This window comes from Actinoplanes sp. NPDC051513 (assembly GCF_044454685.1).
Classification (GTDB): domain Bacteria; phylum Actinomycetota; class Actinomycetes; order Mycobacteriales; family Micromonosporaceae; genus Actinoplanes.
The window spans coordinates 47,647-66,984 of record NZ_JBITDW010000024.1 but is presented as its reverse complement, the minus strand read 5'-3'; the positions used below and the strand labels follow the sequence as shown (position 1 = coordinate 66,984).

The 19,338-nt window shown below is 72.0% G+C and carries 17 protein-coding genes; 7 read left to right on the top strand and 10 right to left on the bottom strand.

The annotated features are described in order from the left end of the window. Nucleotides 1-63 precede the first annotated feature (63 nt). Both ACIA5D_RS41855 and ACIA5D_RS41850 read right to left on the bottom strand, forming a co-directional pair. Entirely contained in the window at nucleotides 64-1,071 is a 1,008-nt protein-coding gene (locus tag ACIA5D_RS41855) for a LacI family DNA-binding transcriptional regulator (RefSeq protein ID WP_396036142.1), read from the bottom strand. Nucleotides 1,072-1,210: 139 nt separating this feature from the next. Continuing rightward, entirely contained in the window at nucleotides 1,211-1,771 is a 561-nt protein-coding gene (locus tag ACIA5D_RS41850) for a TetR/AcrR family transcriptional regulator (RefSeq protein ID WP_396036141.1), read from the bottom strand. A gap of 104 nt (nucleotides 1,772-1,875) precedes the next feature. Here ACIA5D_RS41850 and ACIA5D_RS41845 point away from each other — a divergent pair, with 104 nt between their 5' ends. After that, nucleotides 1,876-2,424 carry a hypothetical protein gene (locus ACIA5D_RS41845; protein WP_396036140.1) on the top strand — a complete coding sequence of 183 codons (549 nt, stop codon included), beginning with the start codon at nucleotides 1,876-1,878 and terminating at the stop codon, nucleotides 2,422-2,424. Between the two features lie 83 nt (nucleotides 2,425-2,507). Further along, the gene (locus ACIA5D_RS41840) at nucleotides 2,508-3,299 is read left to right on the top strand and encodes a hypothetical protein (RefSeq protein ID WP_396036139.1); all 792 of its coding nucleotides are present in this window, start codon (nucleotides 2,508-2,510) and stop codon (nucleotides 3,297-3,299) included. Nucleotides 3,300-3,351: 52 nt separating this feature from the next. On the opposite strand, the gene ACIA5D_RS41835 is transcribed toward ACIA5D_RS41840, so the two are convergent. The 6 genes from ACIA5D_RS41835 to ACIA5D_RS41810 all read right to left on the bottom strand — a co-directional run bounded on the left by ACIA5D_RS41835 (nucleotide 3,352) and on the right by ACIA5D_RS41810 (nucleotide 10,969). Next, nucleotides 3,352-4,092: a pectate lyase gene (locus tag ACIA5D_RS41835; RefSeq protein ID WP_396036138.1), complete on the bottom strand. Its 741-nt coding sequence runs from the start codon at nucleotides 4,090-4,092 to the stop codon at nucleotides 3,352-3,354. A gap of 39 nt (nucleotides 4,093-4,131) precedes the next feature. After that, entirely contained in the window at nucleotides 4,132-5,856 is a 1,725-nt protein-coding gene (locus ACIA5D_RS41830; RefSeq protein ID WP_396036136.1) for an ABC transporter ATP-binding protein, read from the bottom strand. Continuing rightward, nucleotides 5,853-7,436 (bottom strand): ABC transporter transmembrane domain-containing protein, encoded by a 1,584-nt coding sequence (locus ACIA5D_RS41825; protein WP_396036232.1) that lies wholly within the window; start codon nucleotides 7,434-7,436, stop codon nucleotides 5,853-5,855. Before ACIA5D_RS41825 ends, ACIA5D_RS41830 begins: the two co-directional genes overlap by 4 nt. A 130-nt stretch (nucleotides 7,437-7,566) precedes the next feature. Then, nucleotides 7,567-8,103 carry a DinB family protein gene (locus ACIA5D_RS41820; RefSeq protein ID WP_396036135.1) on the bottom strand — a complete coding sequence of 179 codons (537 nt, stop codon included), beginning with the start codon at nucleotides 8,101-8,103 and terminating at the stop codon, nucleotides 7,567-7,569. Nucleotides 8,104-8,209: 106 nt separating this feature from the next. Beyond that, entirely contained in the window at nucleotides 8,210-10,066 is a 1,857-nt protein-coding gene (locus tag ACIA5D_RS41815; protein ID WP_396036133.1) for a glycoside hydrolase family 5 protein, read from the bottom strand. Nucleotides 10,067-10,102: 36 nt separating this feature from the next. Continuing rightward, nucleotides 10,103-10,969, bottom strand: a complete 867-nt coding sequence (locus tag ACIA5D_RS41810) for an alpha/beta fold hydrolase (RefSeq protein WP_396036131.1) — start codon at nucleotides 10,967-10,969, stop codon at nucleotides 10,103-10,105. A gap of 84 nt (nucleotides 10,970-11,053) precedes the next feature. On the opposite strand from ACIA5D_RS41810, the gene ACIA5D_RS41805 reads away from it, so the two are divergent. Further along, nucleotides 11,054-11,566, top strand: a complete 513-nt coding sequence (locus ACIA5D_RS41805) for a CGNR zinc finger domain-containing protein (protein ID WP_396036129.1) — start codon at nucleotides 11,054-11,056, stop codon at nucleotides 11,564-11,566. Between the two features lie 122 nt (nucleotides 11,567-11,688). Here ACIA5D_RS41805 and ACIA5D_RS41800 read toward each other — a convergent pair whose 3' ends face one another. Continuing rightward, on the bottom strand, nucleotides 11,689-13,089 hold the full coding sequence (locus tag ACIA5D_RS41800; protein WP_396036127.1) for a cation:dicarboxylate symporter family transporter: 1,401 nt from the start codon (nucleotides 13,087-13,089) through the stop codon (nucleotides 11,689-11,691). Between the two features lie 78 nt (nucleotides 13,090-13,167). Between ACIA5D_RS41800 and ACIA5D_RS41795 the strand changes: the two genes are divergently transcribed. The 3 genes from ACIA5D_RS41795 (at nucleotide 13,168) to ACIA5D_RS41785 (ending at nucleotide 18,199) form a co-directional block, all read left to right on the top strand. Beyond that, nucleotides 13,168-14,700, top strand: a complete 1,533-nt coding sequence (locus ACIA5D_RS41795; RefSeq protein WP_396036126.1) for an ATP-binding protein — start codon at nucleotides 13,168-13,170, stop codon at nucleotides 14,698-14,700. Further along, a complete protein-coding gene (locus tag ACIA5D_RS41790) occupies nucleotides 14,697-15,380 on the top strand; it encodes a response regulator (RefSeq protein WP_396036124.1) in 684 nt (227 codons plus the stop codon). Before ACIA5D_RS41795 ends, ACIA5D_RS41790 begins: the two co-directional genes overlap by 4 nt. Nucleotides 15,381-15,451: 71 nt before the next feature. Next, the gene (locus tag ACIA5D_RS41785) at nucleotides 15,452-18,199 is read left to right on the top strand and encodes an AAA family ATPase (RefSeq protein ID WP_396036123.1); all 2,748 of its coding nucleotides are present in this window, start codon (nucleotides 15,452-15,454) and stop codon (nucleotides 18,197-18,199) included. Here ACIA5D_RS41785 and ACIA5D_RS41780 read toward each other — a convergent pair. Further along, complete coding sequence (locus tag ACIA5D_RS41780) at nucleotides 18,176-18,769, bottom strand: redoxin domain-containing protein (RefSeq protein ID WP_396036122.1); 594 nt, start codon at nucleotides 18,767-18,769, stop codon at nucleotides 18,176-18,178. The genes ACIA5D_RS41785 and ACIA5D_RS41780 overlap by 24 nt on opposite strands. A 125-nt stretch (nucleotides 18,770-18,894) precedes the next feature. Here ACIA5D_RS41780 and ACIA5D_RS41775 point away from each other — a divergent pair, with 125 nt between their 5' ends. Beyond that, nucleotides 18,895-19,338 (top strand): VOC family protein, encoded by a 444-nt coding sequence (locus tag ACIA5D_RS41775; protein WP_396036121.1) that lies wholly within the window; start codon nucleotides 18,895-18,897, stop codon nucleotides 19,336-19,338.

The following is a 19,338-nucleotide window of genomic DNA, read 5'->3' as shown; positions in this document are numbered from 1 at the left end:
TCACACGCATCACGGGAAGGGTCCGTTACCGGTTTGTTACCAGGATGATGCGGTCGACGCGGGTCACTTCGGTGACGCCGTCGATTCGCGGATCACCAGGCGCGGCGGCTCGGGCGCGGTCTCCGGCTCGCCGGCCAGCGCCGCCACGCACTGGCGGCCGAGCGCACCGAAGTCCATCCGGACCGTGGTCAGCGCCGGCGTCCAGTAGGCCGCGCCCGGAACGTCGTCGAAGCCCACGATGCTCACGTCGCCGGGCACGTCCCGGCCGGCCTCGTAGAGCGCGCGGCGGACCGCGAGGGCGGTGTCGTCGTTGCCGCAAAGGATCGCCGTGACGTCTCCGCCGGCCGCCAGTCGCTGACCCGCCTGGTACGCCGACCGGTAGTCCCAGCCCGCCGGGACCACCGCGGGAACCGTCCGGCCCGCCGCCTCGAGGGCCTCCCGCCAGCCCGTCCCCCGCGCGCTGGCCCGCGCCTCGGAGGGGATCGCGACGTGATGGACCGTGCGGTGCCCCAGGTCGAGCAGGTGCCGGGTCGCGTCCGCCGCGGCCTGGCGCTCGTCGAGGAAGATCATGCGGCAACCGGCGCCGGGCAGGCCGCCCGCCTCGGTGGCCGCCACGACCGGCACGTCGTCCGGCAGCTCGCGCAGCACCCCCGCGCCGGCCGGGTCGAAGGCCACCACCACGAGGCTGCCCGCGGTCGGGTCGCTCACGTACTCGACGGCCTGCCGCACGTCGGCCGCCGCATCGGACTCGACCACCCGGACGCCCACGGCCAGCCCCAGCAGGCGCGCCGCTTCCTCGACGCCTTGCAGCACGCTCGCGTACCCGTAAAGGGTGGTGTTCGCCGTGACCACGGTGACCGCTCGAGCCCGGCCCAGCCCCAGCGCCCGCGCCGCGCGGTTCGGCCGGTACTGCAGCCGCTCCATGACCTCGACCACCAGCTGCCGCGTCTCGGGCCGCACCCGGGGCGAGTTGTTGATCACTCGGGACACGGTCTGGTGCGAGACGCCCGCCGCGGCGGCGACGTCCCGGATGCGCGGCGAGGTCTCCCCGCGCCGATCTCTTGCGGTCAAGGCAGGCCGGCTTTCGTCGAGGCCACAGGTCGCCACGAGCGTACGACTCCGCCCCCGGCGCCACCGATCGTAGACCAGTTCGTCTACCTAGCGGCGGGACAGCGCGGCGAGACAGCGCGGCCGCACCGGTCGCGGCCGCTCACGGCCGCGGGCGGATCACCGCCTGGCAGCCGCGCAGGAAGGAGCCGCCGGCCGCCGCCGGGTCACCGAGATAGCCGGCGACCATCGCGCCGTCGCGCAGCAGCATCAGCTCGTCGGCGACGGCGGCCTGATCCGGCAGCCCGAGCGGCGCGATGAGCTGCTCGAACGTCGACCTGTACCAGGCCCGGTGCTCGGTCACCAACCGGCGCACCGGGCTGTCGGCGTCGGGGTACTCGGCCGCGGCGTTGATGAACGGGCAGCCGCGGAACCCCGGGCTGCACGCCACCGCCCCGAGCCCCTCGGAGATCAGCCGCAACGCCGCGTCGACATCACCGCCGGCGCGCGCGATGGCGCCGCCGACACCTTCGCGCTCGCGCGCCGCCTGGCCCTGCAGGTAGGCCACGACCAGGTCGTCCTTGGTGTGGAAATGCCGGTAGAAGGTGACCTTCGTGGTGCCGACCCGTTCAATGATCTTGTCGGCGCTCACCGCGCGGACCCCCTGCGCGTAGAAGAGCTCGGAAGCCGCCTCCACGAGGCGTTCCCTTACCGGCGATGTCACGGCGCCCATGATACGGACCTCACATTCCTCTTGCGCCGAGCCGTTCCGCCAGGCATCGTGAGCGGTGGAGTTACTAGTTAGTCTACCTCTGTCGAAGGGTTGTCATGACCGCTGTCGCCTCCCCCGCCATCGCACCCGCACTCCGGCGGCTGTACCTCGTCCGCTTCGGCTTCGCTCTCGTCTGGGCCGTCCTGCTGTTCGCGACCGCCTCGGACCTCGGGCCGCTGAGCGTGCCCCTGCTGGTGCTCTATCCCCTGTTCGACGTCGCCGCGGCGGTGGTCGACGCGCGCTCGTCCCGGTCGGCCCGATCCGCTATCGGCCTCTACGTCAACATCGCCGTCAGCTCGCTGGCCACCGTCGGCGTGGCCGTGGCCGCCACCTCCGGCATCCCCACGGTCCTGCGGGTGTGGGGGATCTGGGCCATCGCCTCCGGCCTGGTGCAGCTCGTCGTCGGCATCGCCCGCCGCCGCATGGGCGGCCAGTGGCCGATGATCGTCAGCGGCGCCATCTCCACGCTCGCCGGGACGTCCTTCATCCTGCAGGCCGCCAAGGACGGCGCGTCGTTGAGCGCCCTGGCCGGCTACGCCCTGCTGGGCGGCATCTTCTTTCTCGCCTCGGCACTGCGCCTGGGCCGCGCCACCCGGCCCCGCTGAACACACTTGTTTCCGGCCGATCTATCTCATAGCAGGCATACCATCTCATCGACCTGATTCATCGGTGACATGTGGGGGCTGTCATGAGGGCTGGTAGAAGGCAATGCGGCCGGATCGCGGCGGCAGCGATCCTGGCCGGGGCGTCGCTCGCGTCCGGCGCGCCGGCGGAGGCATCCGACCTTTCCACCACCCAAGTGATCGTTCCGGCCAGTGGGCGCTGGGTGGACACCGGAATCGACGTGGCGGCGGGCGGGTCCTTGGAGATCACCGCCTGGGGCACGTGGAAGGACGGCGAAACTGTCTCCGGACCGAACGGCTCCGACAAGGCGTGGCCGGACAATTTCCTCAACCTGGATGAGCTCGGCGTCTGCTCGGTCTGCGCCCGGAGGCTGACTCTTCGCTGGGGCTCGCTCGAGGGCTACATCGGCAACGCCCCGCCGGCGCCCGGAAGTTACACGTCGCCGGCGATCCGGCCGGAAGCCGAGAAGGTCTTCTTCGTCGGCGCGATCTACGAGGACTCGCCACCCGACTCCGGCCGGCTCTGGCTGAACAAGAACGCGGACGCCTACAGCAACTACACCGTGGACAACCGCGGTCATGTCGTCGCCAACATCGCCGCGGCCACGCCGTCCGGCGGCAACCCCGAGTTCCCGCCGTCCGGCGGCAACCCCGAGATCCCCTGGCCCGGCGGCAACCCCGAAATCCCCTGGCCTGGCAGCAACCCCGAAATCCCGGCGCCCGGCAACAACCCCGAAATCCCCGTGCCCGGCAACAACCCTGGATTCCCGATGCCCGGCAGCCCCCAGATGCCCAGTTGGGTCTGCCTCGGCGGCATCCCCGGCAGCTGCAACAGCGGGCCCAACCATCCGGGCTGAAGACGCCCGGGGGCGGCGGCTGAAAACCGGACCGCCGCCGGCGTCACGGCCGTCAGGGACCGGTGACTCCGGTCGCGATGCAACTGGTCCCGTCGGGGCCTTCGCCGATCTTCGTCGGCTCGTCGCCCGTGTCGTTGCCCTCGAACAGGTCGCACAGCGAGATGTCGTCGCCGACCAGCGTCACGCCACTGAGCGTGACCTTGTCGCCGAGGTTCACGTTGATGCCGGCCAGGGTGCCGCCCGGCGCGGTCGCCGTCACGTTCGAGATCGTCGTGGTGCGTGCCGCCTGGGTGGAGCAGTTGCCGCACGAGCGGTAGAGCTTGCCGAAGTCGGCGACCGCGAAGTTCCGGATCGTCACCGAGCCGCCGGCGCCCCGGTTGTCCTGGAACACCTTGTCGTCGGCGGAGGACGCGCTGCCACCGTCGATGACCACGGTGGCGTTCGTGCCGCGGAAGGTCGCCGCGTCCTCGCCGACGTCCTCCCATTTCACGTTGCTGAGCGTGCAGCTGCCGGCGCAGTGCACGCCGTCGGCGGCCGGGCTGCCGATCACGACGTTCTGCAGCGTCGCGCCCGCGGCCAGGTCGAACAGCGGGTCCTGTCCCTCGTCCTGGCCGCCGTTGCCGAGGTCGCCGCCGCCGACGAAGCGCTGGCCCGCGCCGTCGAAGACGCCGGTGACCTCGATGGTGGCGGTGACCACTTGATCGCCCTCGGCGGCGGATGCGAAGTTCGTGAAGACCACCGCGGCGCCGACACCGACGACGGCAACCGCGGCAGCAAGGAGTCGTCTTCTCATGCCGATCGATACGAAGACGACAGGTAAGCGGTTTCCTGGCTAAGCGAGATTTAAGTCGGAACCGTGCCACGACCTCCAGAGCGCGGCATACTCGCCGTCCGCCGCCACGAGGTCGTCGTGGCTGCCCAGCTCCGTGATCCGGCCGTCGCGCATCACGGCGACCTCGTCGGCGTCGTGCGCCGTCATCAGCCGGTGCGCGATCGCGATGACTGTCCGCTCGTGCAGCACCGCCGCGAGCGCCCGCTCGGCCGTGCGGGCCGCGGTCGGGTCGAGCAGGGCGGTCGCCTCGTCGAGGATCACCGTGTGCGGGTCGGCGAGGACCACCCGGGCCAGCGCCAGCTGCTGGGCCTGCGCGCCGTCGAGCGGATGCTCCCCGAGGTCGCGGTCGAGGTCGTCGGCCCAGTCGGCGCCGACCGTGGCGAGCGCCCGGCGCATCTGGTCGTCGGTCGCGGCCACCATGAGGTTGTCCCGCAGTGTCTCGCGGAAGACGTGGTGCTCCTGGGTGACCAGCACGACCTGGCGGCGCAGCTCGTCGGGCGGCAGGTCGGCGATCGGCACGCCGCCCACGGTGACCGTTCCGGCGGCCGGCCGGTCGACGCCCGCGATCAGGCGGCCCAGGGTGGACTTGCCCGCGCCGGAGAGGCCGACGATCGCGAGGCGCTCGCCGGGACGAACGGTCAAGGTCACGTCGTGGAGGACGTCACGGCCCTTCTCGTACGCGTAATGCACGCCTTTGATCTCGATGCGGTCGTCCTCGGGTGAGCGGGTCGCGGCGGGTGGCGGGCCCGGGATGGCGGCCAGGCCCTCGACCCGCGCGAAGGACGCGCTGCTGCTCTGCAGGTTCTCGATCCAGAGGAGCAGGGTGTCCAGCGGCCCGACCAGTTGCCGCAGGTAGAGCACGGCCGCGCCGACCGTGCCCAGGCTGACCTGGCCGTCGAGGTAGAGCAAGCCGCCCAGCAGCAGCACGAGCACCGCCGGCACCGCGTACGAGGTCTCCACCAGCGGGAAGAACACGCTGCGCAGGGCCAAGGTGGCCATCCGGGTGCGCCTGGTCTCGACGATCGCGGCGTGACCCGCGTCGAGACGCCGCTGCCGCAGCCCGAACGCCTCGACCGTGCGGGCGCCCTCGGTGGTGGCGGCCAGCTCGTCGGCGAGCCGCGAGTTCGCCGCGCCCTCCGCGAGGTACGCGTCGCGGGCCCGCTTCAGGTACCACCGGGTGACGAACCAGATGCCGGAGAGGCCGACCACGCCGACGCCGCCAAGCAGCGGATTGACCACCAGCACCGCGCCGATGATGAAGACCATCTGGACGAGGCCGACGAGGATGTTCGGCAGGATGTCGCGCAGCGTGGTGGCGACCGCGTCGATGTCGGTGGTGCCGCGGGCGGCGAGGTCGCCGGCGGGCACCCGCTCGATCACGCTCGCGGGCAGGGCGAGCGCGCGGCGCAGGTAGCCCTCGCGGATGCGGGCGGCGGTGCGCTCGCCGAAGCGGTAGGCGATCGCGAGCGCGTAGCGGGACAGCAGCATCTGGGCGATCGCGCAGCCGAGCACGCCGAGCGCGAGCCGGTCGACCACGTCGACGCCGCCGCCGGAGGTGACCGTGTCGATGACCCGGCCGAGCAGCCAGGGTCCGCCGAGGGCGGCGAGCGCGGCCAGGACGTTGAGCGCGATCATGGCGGCGACCGCGGGGCGGTCGGCGGCGAGCAGGCGCAGCGCGGCCCGCCCGACGGCCCGCTGGTCGGCGATGGGCAGCGACGAGGTCACGCGTCTTCCTCGTCGCCGAAGATGCGGGTGACCAGCGCGCGATAGCCGGGCTCGGCCAGCAGCTCGCGATGGGTGCCGCTGGCCGCGACGCGGCCGTCCACCAGGTAGTGCACGACGTCGGCGCGGTCGAGCAGCACCGGCGAGGTGGTCGCCACCACGGTGCCGCGGCCCTCGCGTTCGCGGACGAGGCGCTCGGCGATGGCCGACTCGGTGTGCGCGTCGACCGCCGAGGTCGGCTCGACGGTCAGGAGCATCTCGGGGTTGGCGTGCACGGCCCGGGCCAGCCGCACCCGCTGCCGCTGGCCGCCGGAGAGGTTGCGGCCGCGCCACTCGATCTCGCGGCCGAGGTCGGTGGCGACGTCCTGCGCCACGGCGGCGTCGATGGCCGCGCGCACCCGGTCGTCGTCGGGCTCGTCGCGGCCGGCCACCACCTCGCGCAGCGTGCCGGCGAAGAGGTCGGCGTCCTGGTCGGCCACGAGGATCCGCTCGCGCACCTCGGGCAGCGCGAACGCGGACAGGGGCCGGCCTCCCCAGGTCGCACGGGTGGGACCGTATCGGCCGAGGCGGTCGACGATGGCGGCGGCGTCGTGCGGACTGTTGCCGGCCAGGGCGGTGAACAGGCCCGGTTCGGCGACGACACCCGACTCGGGATCGACGAGAGGGGCGGAGACGCCGGGAGTGGCGCCTGCCGGGTCGTCGGACGGCAGGCGCAGGAAGTTGGTCACCCGGCGCGCGGCGACCAGGCCGTGCACGGTGTCGAAGCCGCAGAAGATGAGCACGTTCACCGGGATGACCAGCATCGCGGTGTACCCGTACACGGCGATCAGCTGACCCACGGTGATCTCGCCGGTCGCCGCGAGGCGGGCCGCCATCCACACCACGACCGCGAGGAACACGATCGGCAGCCCCTCCCCCAGGGCGCCGATCCAGCTCGACGGGCCGCCGACGCGGTAGCCCTGGTCGCGCAGGGTCGCCGACTGCCGCTCGTACCGCCGCTCGTGAAGCTCTTTTCCGCCCAGGCCGTTGAGGATGCGCAGGCCGCCGAGGACGTCGACGAGACGGGCGTTGAGGTGGCCCTGGTGCTCGCGGTAGCGCGACCCGGCCCGCTGGGTGCGGCGCAGCAGCGGCGCGACGGTGAGCGCGAGCACCGGCACGCCGATCAGGACGACGAGGGCGAGCTTTCCGGACGTGCGGTCGAGCAGGATCGCGATGGTGACGTACGCGACGATCGAGGCCACGCCGACACCGCCGACGTTCATGGCCCGGCCGATCGTCCACACGTCGGAGATGCCGATCGTGACCACCTCGCCGGTCGTCACCCGCCGGGGAAGCGCCGAGCCGAGCCGGGTCGCCTGCGTCATCACCAGATCGGCCGTGCGCAACGCCGCGGCCAGCCGCAGTTTCGTCATGCTGCGGTGCCGCATGATCCCCAGCCCCGCGCTGGCCACGCCGGTGACCAGCACCGCGACGCACCAGAACACCAGCGCCTCGACCTTGCGGGGGTGCAGTCCGCGGTCGATGGCCTGCGAGATCAGCCAGGGCGTGAACGCCAGACTCAGAAACCAGAGCGACCCGAACATCGCGCCGAGCCCGACGCGTCCGGAGTATTCGGTCGCCAGCCACCACAGAAATCGAACGGGCCCCCGTGTCATCACCCCGGCAATCCTGCCAAATCACACCGGGGTGCCGTCACCCGATTTTCCCGCGCGCCTACTCGCCGGTGGCGCCGTCGATGGCTTCGCGGAGGAGGTCGGCGTGGCCGACGTGGCGGGCGTACTCCTCGACCAGGTGTGCCAGGACGAAGCGCACATCCGTGTCGCCGTACTCCGGGTTCGGCACGGTGCGCGCCAGGTCCCAGGTGGCCTTCGCGAACACCTCCCGCGACTCCTCGCACGCCGCCAGGTAGTCCGCGTAGACCTCCGCGGCCGGCGTGGGGTCGGCCTCGTCGAACCACTCGTCACCGTCGGCGGTGACCTCGCTCCGGTAGGGGAAGAAGCGCGGCTCCGAGTCGGCCAGCCGGCGCTGGAACCAGTAGCGCTCGACCCCCTGGAGATGACGCATGAGCCCCAGCAGGGTCAGACCCGACGACGGCAGGGGCCGGCGCCGTAGCTGAGCCTCCGTGAGGCCCTCGCACTTCCACAGGAAGGTCGCCCGGTGGTAGTCGAGGTTCGAGGCGATCAGTTCTTGCCACGATCCCGACAGCTTGCGCTCGGGCCGGGCGATCCTCTCGATCACGACGTCGCTCATGGTGCCGTCCTCTCGCGGTGGGTATCCGCTTCTATGACGAGGAGGACGGACCGGAAACGACAGCTCCGGGAAACTTTTCTTCACCCCGGCCGGGCCGAGCGTGTGTTCACCTGCAATACAGGGCGTCGGGCGTGCGGGACTTGCCGATGCGGCCCGTGTACGCGACGCCGGCCACATACTCGCCGGCCGCGCACTGTCCTTTGTGGTTTCCGGTGGCGAAGTCGCCGCCGGGGTTGCCCGCCGGCCGGTTGTCGCCGCGGTCGAACCACAACGTGCGGCCCGGATTCTGCGGTGCGGCCGCGGCCGCGCACAGCACGCTCGACATGGCCGCGCTCCGCACCGCATAGCCGACGACGTACGCCCCGGGCGGGCATTGGAGCTTGCTGTAGCCGGAGGCCCAGTCGGTGGTGACGTACCGCTCGTCCTTCACGACCTCGTACCCGGTCACCGTGGCGGCGAGATCGGTGCACAGCCCCCGGTTGCCGGTGTGCGCCAGGCCGGCGAGGCGCTGCCCGTCCGGGCAGGCCGCCTTGCGCGCCCCCGAATCCCAGTCGGGGCGGTCCCGCATCGCCGCGGACTGGACGAAGTCGCCGTGGTCGGGGCTGAGCATCGACCAGCGCGTCACCGGCTCGACCACGCCGGTGCGGCCCGCGCTCCCGATGAGGCGGTTCCAGATCTCGGCCCGCCAGGCGTCGCCGGTCGCGCGGTGCCCGTCGCGGTCCCAGAACAGCAGCGCCCAGTTGTTGCCGCCGCGCGTCTCCGACCAGCCCACCACCGGCCAGTACGCGAAGTCCGCGTCGGCCTGGATCAGGTAGTCGGCGAAGTTGGCGAACCACACCCGCTGCGCCGACCCGGCCGCCGAGCTCCCGTCCACGCCGAACTCGCTGATCCACACCGGCGCCGTGAAATGCTGCCCCTGTTCCGCGGAGACGAAGAACGCGTCCCGGTAGAGCACGTCGAACAACTCGTCCCGGCTGAAGTCGCGGTACCGCGGGTCGCTGGTCTCCCCGATCCCGGTGGCCCCGCTGTGATTCGGCCCGGTGTAGTCGTAGAAGTGGGCCGAGTAGACCAGCTTGCCGGACGTGACGAGCGTGTGCGACAGCCACCGCGCCGGCGTCAGCGTGGGCCGCCCGTGCGCGAATCCGTCGACCGGGATCCCCGTCCAGTTGATCCCCTCCACGATGATCAGCAGGTTGGGGTTGGCCTCGCGCAGGATCCGGTCGCCGAGGTGCTGCGAGGCCGCGAACCAGTCGTGCGCGTCGCCGCTGCCCCAGTTCGGGTCGTCCCACACGTCGCGGCGCACCTCGTTGTAGAGGTCGGCCCCCACGACGCGGGGGTTGTCCCGGTAGCGCCGGACCATCGCCAGCCAGTTCTCCTCCCACTGCTGGGCCGACTGGCCGGAGTTCCACCGCTCGTTCCCGTCGACGCCACAACACCACCGGGTCGTGTTGGTGTGGTTGTTGAGGATCACCGCGAGCCCCGCGCCGGTCAGGGCCGCGACGACCTCGTCGTACACCTGGAGCGGCGTCTTCCCCCGCAGCTGCGGATTCGCCGCGACGGCGGCGTCGGTCACCGCCTGCGTGTCACCGAGCATCTCGTCGGAGAACTGCAGCCGCACGCTGTTGAGCCCGATCTCCCGGAAACTGGCCACGATCTCGGCGAGCGGCGCCCGGTCCAGGCCCATCGGGACGCGGTGGGAATTCTCTCCGGCGTGATGGTTCGCGTCGTCGTCGACGTCACCGCTGCCGTTCCAGGTGCCGCTCGCGCCGTGCCAGTTCCCGGAGCGCAGCTTGAACCGCACCCCCTTGGCGTCCACTATGTACCGCCCGCGCGTGCTCAGTGGTGGCGCGAACCCCGCGTCGGCCTGGGCGGTGGGTGCGGCTTCGGCGGGGACCGTCGCGCTCAGCGGCACGACAAGAGCAAGCAGCAGGGGTACGACCAACGCGCGCGCGACCATATTCATCGACCTCCGCGGATATCTAAACCCGCGCAGACATGTTTACCAAGGGTGTTTCGCGAGAAAGTTTCGCATCAGCTCGGCCACCTCGCCGACGGCCGACTCGAGCAGGAAGTGGCCGCCGTCGAGCAGGTGGATCTCGGCGTCGGTCAGGTCCGTCGCGAACGCCCGGGCGCCGTCGGGCCCGAAGATCTGGTCGCCCTTTCCCCAGACCGCGAGGAGCGGCACCTGCGACTGGCGGAAGTACTCGTGCAGCCGCGGATAGAGCGGCGGGTTGGTGGCGTAGTCGCTGAACAGATCGAGCTGCACGGCGTCGTTGCCCGGCCGCGAGACCAGCGCGAAGTCGTGCTCCCAGGCGGTCGGGTCGATCAGCGTCTCGTCGGGCACCCCGGTCAGGTACTGCCAGCGGATGCCCTCGCGGGTCAGGGCCTGCCGCATGGCGGCCTCCGTCTCCGGGTTGCGGTCCTTGTGGTACGCCCAGACGCCCGCCCAGAAATCGGGGACGAAACCGGCCTCGTACGCGTTGCCGTTCTGCGTGACGATCGCCGTGACCTTGCCGGGGTCGCGCAGCGCGAGCCGCCACCCGACGGGCGCGCCGTAGTCCTGCACGTAGATCGCGTATCGCTCGACGCCGAGCTGGGCGAGCAACCCGGCGGTGAGGCCGGTGAGCGCGTCGAATGTGTACGCGAACTCGTCCGCCGCCGGGGCGTCGGACAGCCCGAACCCGAGGTGGTCGGGCGCGATCACGCGGAAGTCGTCCGCCAGCCGCGGAATCAGCTCGCGAAACATGAACGAGCTCGTCGGAAACCCGTGCAGCAGCACGATCGCCGGTTTTCCCGGATCGCCCGCCTCCCGATAGAAGAGCCGGCGCCCGTCGACCGTCGCGTAACGGTAGTGAACCTCGGTCATGACATAACCCCCTTGAAGCTTTTTGACGGTTAGCACCGTGCCATTCGCTCGTGTAACCTGTCAAGCGAGCTTTGGAGGTTAGATATGGCGGCGGACGAGAACGCCCTGCTGGCGCTGCTCAACAGCAGTCCGGTGATCGCCGGCACACCCGCCGACGAGCTGGCCGACGAGGAGTCGGCCCGGCGGTGGCTTCGTGCCCACAAGATCCCGGCGCGGGCCGAGGACGCCGCGGTGCTGCGCGCGGGTCGCGATCTGCTCCAGGCCGTGGTGCGTGGCGATCTACCGCCGAGGGCGCTCTCCCCCCTGCTGGACGGCGTCGTGTCCCGCCCGTCGATCACCCCCGAGGGCCTGGACTGGACGGTCGACCTGCACGGCGCCCGCGCGGTCCTGGTCGACGCGGTGATCGCCTGGGACGACCTGCGCCGCCACCGGCCCGGCCGGCTGCGCGCGTGCGCCAACGACGAGTGCGCCCTGTTCCTGATCGACCGCAGCAAGTCCAACAGCGCCCGCTGGTGCTCGATGGCCACCTGCGGCAACAAGCTGAAGGCCCGCCGCCACTACCACCGCGCCCGAACCGGCGACGACGCCGAGGCGTGAACGCAAGCGACCCTGCTACTCGAGGGCATGAGCAGCCGGGCCGGACGGGGGACGGATCGGGGCGGGCGGGCCGGCCGCGCTCCTGGCGGTGAGGCGGCCGGCCGCGCGGGGAAGCGACGCCTTCAGGCGTCGCCGGGCTTGGGCGAACCCGATGACGCCGTCGCCTCCGCGCCACGCGGTGCGGCCTGGCCGGCGGAATCCGCGTCGGGTTCGTCGTCGTCGAGCATCGTGGACTCGTCGAAGGGGATGTCGCCGGCCAGGACGAGGCCGACCCGGGTGCGGTCGATCTCGCCGGTCCACGTGCCGATCAGGACGGTGGCCACCGCGTTGCCGGCGAAGTTGGTCAGGGCCCGCGCCTCGGACATGAAGCGGTCGATGCCGACGATCAGGCCCACGCCGTCGACCAGGTCGGGGCGGTGGCTCTGGAGGCCGCCGGCCAGCGTCGCCAGGCCGGCGCCGGTCACGCCGGCCGCCCCCTTCGAGGCGATGATCATGAAGACCAGCAGGGAGATCTGCTCGCTGACCGAGAGCGGGTCACCCAGGGCGTCGGCGATGAACAGCGAGGCCATCGTCAGGTAGATCGCCGTGCCGTCCAGGTTGAAGGAGTAGCCCGTCGGCACGGTGATGCCGACGACCGGCTTGCTGACGCCCAGGTGCTCCATCTTGGCGATCAGGCGCGGGAAGGCCGTCTCCGACGACGACGTCGAGAGGATCAGCAGGAACTCCCGGGCCAGGTAGCGGAGCAGCAGCAGGATGTTCACCCGGGCGAACGTCCAGAGGATCGCGCCGAGGATGCCGAAGACGAAGATCGCGCAGGTGATGTAGAAGCCGAGCATGATCTGGGCGAGGCTCTTGAGCGCGTCCACGCCGGTGGCGCCGACCACGGCGGCGATCGCGCCGAAGGCGCCGATGGGCGCCAGCCACATGATCATGGCGAGGATCTTGAAGACGACGCGCTGGGTGATCTCGACGGCGCGCAGCACCGGCTCGCCGCGGCGGCCCAGCGCCTGCACCGCGAAGCCGACCAGCAGCGCCACCAGCAGCGCCTGCAGGACCTCGCCCTCGGTCAGCGCCGAGAACAGCGACGTCGGGATGATGCCGAGGATGTAGTCGGCGGTGCCCTCCGAGGCGGTGTCGCCGACCGCCTTCTGGCCGGCCGCGGCGATCGTGTCGTTGAGGTGCAGGCCGGCGCCGGGGTGGATGATGTTGCCGACCACCAGGCCGATCGCGAGCGCGACCGTCGACATGATGAGGAAGTAGCCGAGCGCGAGGCCGCCGACCCGGCCGACCTTGGCGGCCTGGCGGATCGAGCCCACGCCGAGCACGATCGTGCAGAAGATGACCGGGGCGATCATCATCTGGATGAGCTTCACGAAGCCGGTGCCCAGCGGTTTGAGGTCGACGCCGAGGTCCGGGAACACGAGGCCGACGACGATTCCGGCGAGGACGGCCACGATCACCGCCAGATAGAGGAAATGTGTACGGTCCCGCCTGACCCGCGGGGAGGGCGTCTGGGTCTCCATGACGCAGAATGTGTCCTACGTCTCACCCGAGGGGCACGCTTGCGTTCATTTTGGTCGCCAGTTCGACACGGTCCGGAGATGCAGTGGAGCATCGCCCGGCAGCTCTTCGTGCTGCAGGCGCTGGTCGTGACCCTGCTCGTCGCGATCGGCACGGCCGGCGCGGTCCTGCTCGCCCGCGACGACGCCGAGCAGGCCGCGATCGACCAGGTCAAGGGGATCGCCGAGGCCGTCGCCCGCGCCCCCACGGTGGTCGACGCCGTCCGCCGGCCGAACCCGTCCACAGTGCTGGAGCCGTACGCCGAGTCGATCCGGCACGCCACGCACACCGACTTCATCGTGGTGATGGCGACCGACCGCACCCGCTTCACGCATCCCACGGGGTCGATGATCGGCCAGCCGTTCATCGGGACCATCGACGACGCCCTCGCGGGCGGCACGGTCACCGAGACGCACACCGGCACGCTGGGCGAGTCGGTGCGCACCGTCGTTCCCGTACGCGATGAGGCCGGAAACGTCATCGCCCTGGTCTCCGTCGGCATCACGACCGACGCGATCAACCAGAAGCTGCTGAGTCGCGCCCGGGCCGTGGCTGTTCCGACCGTGCTCGCCCTGCTGCTGGCAGCGGCCGGGTCGTGGCTGCTCAACCGTCGCCTGCGCCGCCAGACCCACGGCCTCGGCCCGGCCGAGATGACCAGAATGTACGAGTACCACGACGCCGTGCTCCACTCGGTGCGTGAGGGCCTGGTGGTGGTCGACCGCGAAGGCCGGGTCACGCTGGTCAACGACGAGGCGCGAAGGCTGACGTCGAACGAGGATCCCTTGCCGCCGGAGATCTCGGCGCTGCTGACGAGCGGGGACACCGCGGCCGACGAGCCGGTCCTGGTCGGCGACCGCGTGCTGGTGGCCAACCAGCGGCAGATCCGCTCGCAGGGCCACGTCGTCGGCACGGTTCTGACGCTGCGCGACCACACCGAGCTGCGGGCGCTGACCGGCGAGCTCGACTCGGTGCGCGGGCTCACCGAGGCGCTGCGGGCGCAGGCGCACGAGGCCGCGAACCGCCTGCACACCGTGCTCACCATGGTCGAGCTGGGCCGCACCGACGAGGCCGTGCGGCTGGCCACCGCCGAGCTTGCGTACGCGCAGCAGCTCACCGATCAGGTGGTCGGCGCGCTCGACGAGCCGGCCCTGGCGGCCCTGCTGCTCGGCAAGTCGGCACAGGCGGCCGAGCGCGGAGTCCAATTGATCGTGGATGATGCTTCCCGCCTGGACGGCGATCGGCTGCCGAGCCGCGACCTGCTCACGGTCGTCGGCAACCTGGTGGACAACGCTCTCGAGGCGGTGGCCGGCACCGACCCGCCGCGGACGGTGACGGTGCTGGTGGTCGAGGAGGACGGCGAGGTGCTGGTGAAGGTCAGCGACAGCGGCCCCGGGCTGCCGGCGCGCGACGTGCGCGCGGCGTTCCAGCGGGGCTGGTCCACCAAGGAGAACGGCCGGGGTGTCGGCCTGTCGCTGGTGCGGCAGGTGGCCGACCGGCACGGCGGCAGCTACACCGTCGCCGAGCGGCCCGGCGGCGGCGCGGTCGTCGCGATCCGGCTTCCGGTGCCGGTGTGACGGCCATCCGCGTCCTCGTGGTCGAGGACGACGCCATCATCGCGGAGGCGCATGCCGCGTACACGGAACGGGTTGACGGTTTTGAAGTGGTCGCTGTCGCGCACACCGCACAGCGCGCGATGGCCGCGATGCGCGCCAACCCGGTCGACCTGGTGCTGCTCGATCTCAACCTGCCCGACCTCAACGGGCTCGAGCTGTGCCGCCAGCTGCGCGCGGCCGGGATCGGCACCGACGTGCTGGTCGTCACCTCGGCCCGCGACCTGGCCGTGGTCCGCTCGGCGGTCTCCCTCGGCGTCACCCACTACTTGCTGAAACCCTTCACGTTCGCGACATTCCGGGAGAAGCTGCTCGGCTACGCCCGGTACCGCAGCCAGGTGCTCGGGGCCGAGCCGGTCGCGGCCCAGCACGAGATCGACCGCGCGTTCGCCGCCCTGCGCGGCGCGCCGGACAGCGACAGTCTGCCCAAGGGTCTCGACCAGTCCACGCTCGACCTGGTGCTGGGGGTGCTGCGGGCGGCGACGCTGGGGCTGTCGGCGGCCGAGGTCGGCGCGCGGATGGGTGCGTCGCGAGTGACCGCCCGGCGCTACCTCGAGCACCTCGCCGAGACCGGCCAGGTGGTGCGCAGCCCGCGCTACGGCGGCCCCGGCCGGCCCGAGGTGGAGTACAAGCGAATCAGATGACGTGCGCCAGCACACACAAGTAGCACCCCCGCGCGCCGTCGGGACCGGCGAGAATCGCACGTGGGGGCGGTATGGGTTTGCTGGGCCGTGCGCGGGAGTGCGCGACGCTGGACCGGCTGGCCGATCAGGTGGCCGGCGGGGACAGCCGTGTCCTGGTGCTGCGCGGCGATGCCGGCGCCGGTAAGAGCGCCCTGCTCGGGCACCTGACAAATCGTCTGAAAACCTGGCAGGTCGCCTCGGCGGTCGGCGTCGAGTCCGAGATGGAGCTGGCCTACAGCGCGCTCCAGCAGCTCTGCTCGCCCCTGCTCGGTCACCTCGACCGGCTGCCCGGGCCGCAGCGCGACGCGCTCGCCACGGTGTTCGGGCTGGCCGCCGGCCCGGTCCCCGACCGGCTCATGGTCGGCCTGGCCACCCTCACGCTGCTCGCCGAGGCCGCCGAGGAGAAGCCGCTGGCCTGCGTGGTCGACGACGCGCAGTGGCTCGACCGGCAGTCCGCGCAGGTCCTCGCGTTCGTGGCGCGCCGGCTGCTGGCCGAGCGGGTGGCGCTGGTCTGCGCGGCGCGCACCGGCTCGGGCGACGACTTCCTGACCGGCATGCCCGAGCTGACGATCGGCGGGCTCGACGAGGGCGAGGCGCGCCGGCTGCTGCTCGGCGGGGTGCACGGACCGCTGGACGCGGCGGTCGCCGACCAGATCGTGACGGAGAGCCACGGCAATCCCCTGGCGCTGCTCGAGCTCCCGCGCACGTGGTCGGCGGCCGATCTGGCGGGTGGGTTCGGCCTTCCGGCCGGCCATCAGGTCGCCGGGAGAATAGAACAGAGTTTCGTACGCCGGCTCGCACGCCTCCCCGCGGACACCAGACTGCTCGTGCTCGCCGCCGCGGCCGAGCCGCTCGGCGATCCCGTCCTGCTGCACCGCGCCGCCGAGACCCTGGGCGTCGAGATGGCCGCCGCGATCCCGGCCGTCGACGACGGGCTGCTCCAGGTGCACGGCCGGGTCGAGTTCGCCCACCCGCTGGTCCGCTCGGCCGCCTACCGCACGGCCCCGACCGCCGACCGTCATCGCGTGCACCACGCCCTGGCCGCGGCCACCGACGCCGCGGCCGACCCGGACCGGCGGGCCTGGCACCGGGCGCACGCCACCGCCGGCCTCGACGAGGACGTGGCCGCCGAGCTGGAGCTATCGGCGGGCCGGGCGCAGTCGCGGGGCGGGCTGGCGGCGGCCGCCGCGTTCCTCACCCGGGCCACCGAGCTGACCCCGGCGCCCGAGGTCCGGCTGCGCCGGGCGATGGACGCCGCGTTCGCGAACGTGCGGGCCGGCGCGTACGAGGGCGCGCGGGCGATGCTCGCCGTCGCCCGGGGCGGCCCGCTCGACGAGCGGCAGCGCGCCATGATCGATCTGGTTCGCGCGCAGCTGGCGTTCGCGTCCAGCAAGGGCAAGGAGGCGACGCCGCTGCTGCTGGCCGCGGCCCGCCGCCTGCAGCCGGTGGATCTAGGGGCGGCCCGCGAGGCGTATCTGGACGCCCTGCTCGCGTCGATGTTCGGCGGCCGGCTCAACGACGGCGCGCTGACCGCCGAGGTGTCCCGGGCGGCCCGGGCCGCGCCGCGACCGCCCGCCGCCGAGCCCACGGCCGGCGACCTGCTGCTGGAAGCGTTCGCGGCGCTCGCCGACGACTACGCGACCGCGGTGCCGCTGTGCCGGGAGGCGCTGGCCGCCCTTCGCGACGACAGAACGGGCGCAGCGCCGCGCGGCAACAAGGCGACACCACGGCTCCGCTGGCTCTGGCAGGGCGTGGTGCTCGCCCTGGAGCTCTGGGACGACCAGGACTGGTGCGATCTCGCCGACCGCAACCTGCGGTTCGCCCGTGCAACGGGCGCCCTCAGCGACCTGCCGATGGCGCTCGGCTCGCAGATCCACGTGTACGCGTTCCGCGGCGAGCTGCGGGCCGCCACCGCGCTGATCGCCGAGGCCCGGTCGGCCCTGGAGGCTACCGGCAAGCCGGTCGAGCCGAACGGGTCGCTGCTGATCGCGGCGTGGCGCGGGGCCGGCGACGCGATCGAGCTGATCGAGGACGGCCTGCAGGACGCGCACGCCCGCGGCGAGGGCATCGCCGTCGGGGTCGCCCACTACGCGCACGCCGTCCTTTGCAACGGTCTCGGCCAGTACGACGAGGGCCTGGAGGCCGCCGCCCGCGCCACCGACGACCCACGCGACCTGGCCGCCCAGAACTGGGGGCTGCCCGAGCTGGTCGAGGCGGCCGTCCGGCAGGGCCGCCCCGACGTGGCCGCCGACGCGCTCGACCGCCTCACCGCCCGGGCCAAGGCGAGCGGCAGCGACTGGGCGCTCGGCGTCGAGGCCCGTTCCCGGGCTCTGCTCAGCGAGGGGGGCGACGCCGAGGATCTGTTCCGGGAGGCGATCGAGCGGCTCGGGCGTACCCGGCTGCGCGCCGAGCACGCCCGCGCCCACCTGCTGTACGGCGAATGGCTGCGTCGCGCGAGCCGGCGGGTGGACGCGCGCGCGGAGCTGACCCGGGCGCTCGAGATGCTCCAGGCCATGGGCGCGGACGGCTTCGCCGAGCGGGCCCGCCGCGAGCTGGCCGCCACCGGGGCGACCGTGCGCAAGCGCAATGCCGAATCCGCCAACGACCTGACCGCGCAGGAGGCGCAGATCGCCCGGCTCGCCCGCGAGGGCCTGTCGAACTCCGAGATCGGCGCCCAGCTGTTCATCAGCCCGCGTACGGTCGAGTGGCACCTGCGCAAGATTTTCGGCAAGCTCGGCATCAGCTCGCGGCGCCAGCTACGCGGCGCCGCCCTCAAGTAGTGCCTTCCGGTCGTACCCGTGGAACAGCGACCGGTCCCCCGCCTCCCACGCTTCGCGCAGCCCGGGCTTCGACAGGTCCCAGTCCGGCCGGCTCTCCCGGCTCGCCGCCCGCAGGTCGAGCCACAGGTCGTCGACCGAGGGCCGCCCCCAGAACCAGTACCCGTTGTAGATCGTGTGCACGACCAGCCCCGGCTTGAGCACCAAGGTGTACGGGACCATCGGGTCGTGCTCGGGGTCGGTGTACTCCTGGATGTCGAGATCCCGCTGCACGATGCGCCCGGGGTCGGAGAGGAACGGCCACTGGGCGCCGACCGAGGCGCGGAACTCCTGGATGGTGTGGTGGTCGTCGGTGGCGATCGTCACGATCTGGGTGTAGGCCACGGCGATCTTGGGATAGAAGGCGGCCAGCGCCAGGTGCTGCTGGTGCTCCTTGGGGCAGAAGTGGCCGCGGGCCAGGGTGAGGATCATCGGGTCGCGGCCCTGCAACTCGCTGAGCCGGCGCGTCTCGCCGGTGTGGTCGGGCAGCTCGTAGTCGGGAAATATCCCGCCGGGAACGATGTCGGATCGCATGGGACCCACTCTTGCGGCCCGGTCCCGGTATCGAACCAGTGTTTTTCCCTGGGGCGAACCCGGGTCCGCACATGGCAGCGTGATCGGGCAGCGCCAAACCGAGCGAGAACGAGGTGTTCTGAGAGATGGACTACAAACTCGAGGTCATCGTCATCCCCGTCGCCGACATCGACCGGGCCAAGGCGTTCTACACCGGCCTCGGCTGGCGGCTGGACGCCGACTTCGCGAGCGATGACAAGTTCCGCGTCATCCAGCTGACCCCGCCCGGCTCGCTCGCCTCGGTGATCTTCGGCAGTGGCCTCAGCAACGCGGCGCCGGGCAGCTCGCAGGGCCTGCACCTGGTGGTGGAGGACGTGGTGGCGGCCCGCGAGGAGCTGGCCGGCAAGGGCGTCGACATCAGCGAGGTGTTCCACGACGCGGGCGGCGTCTTCCACCACGCCGGCACCGACGGCCGGGTCTCCGGGCCCGACCCGGAGCGCAGGAGCTACTCGTCGTTCGCCTCGTTCAGCGACCCGGACGGCAACGGCTGGGTGCTCCAGGAGATCACCTCGCGTCTCCCGGGCCGCTGA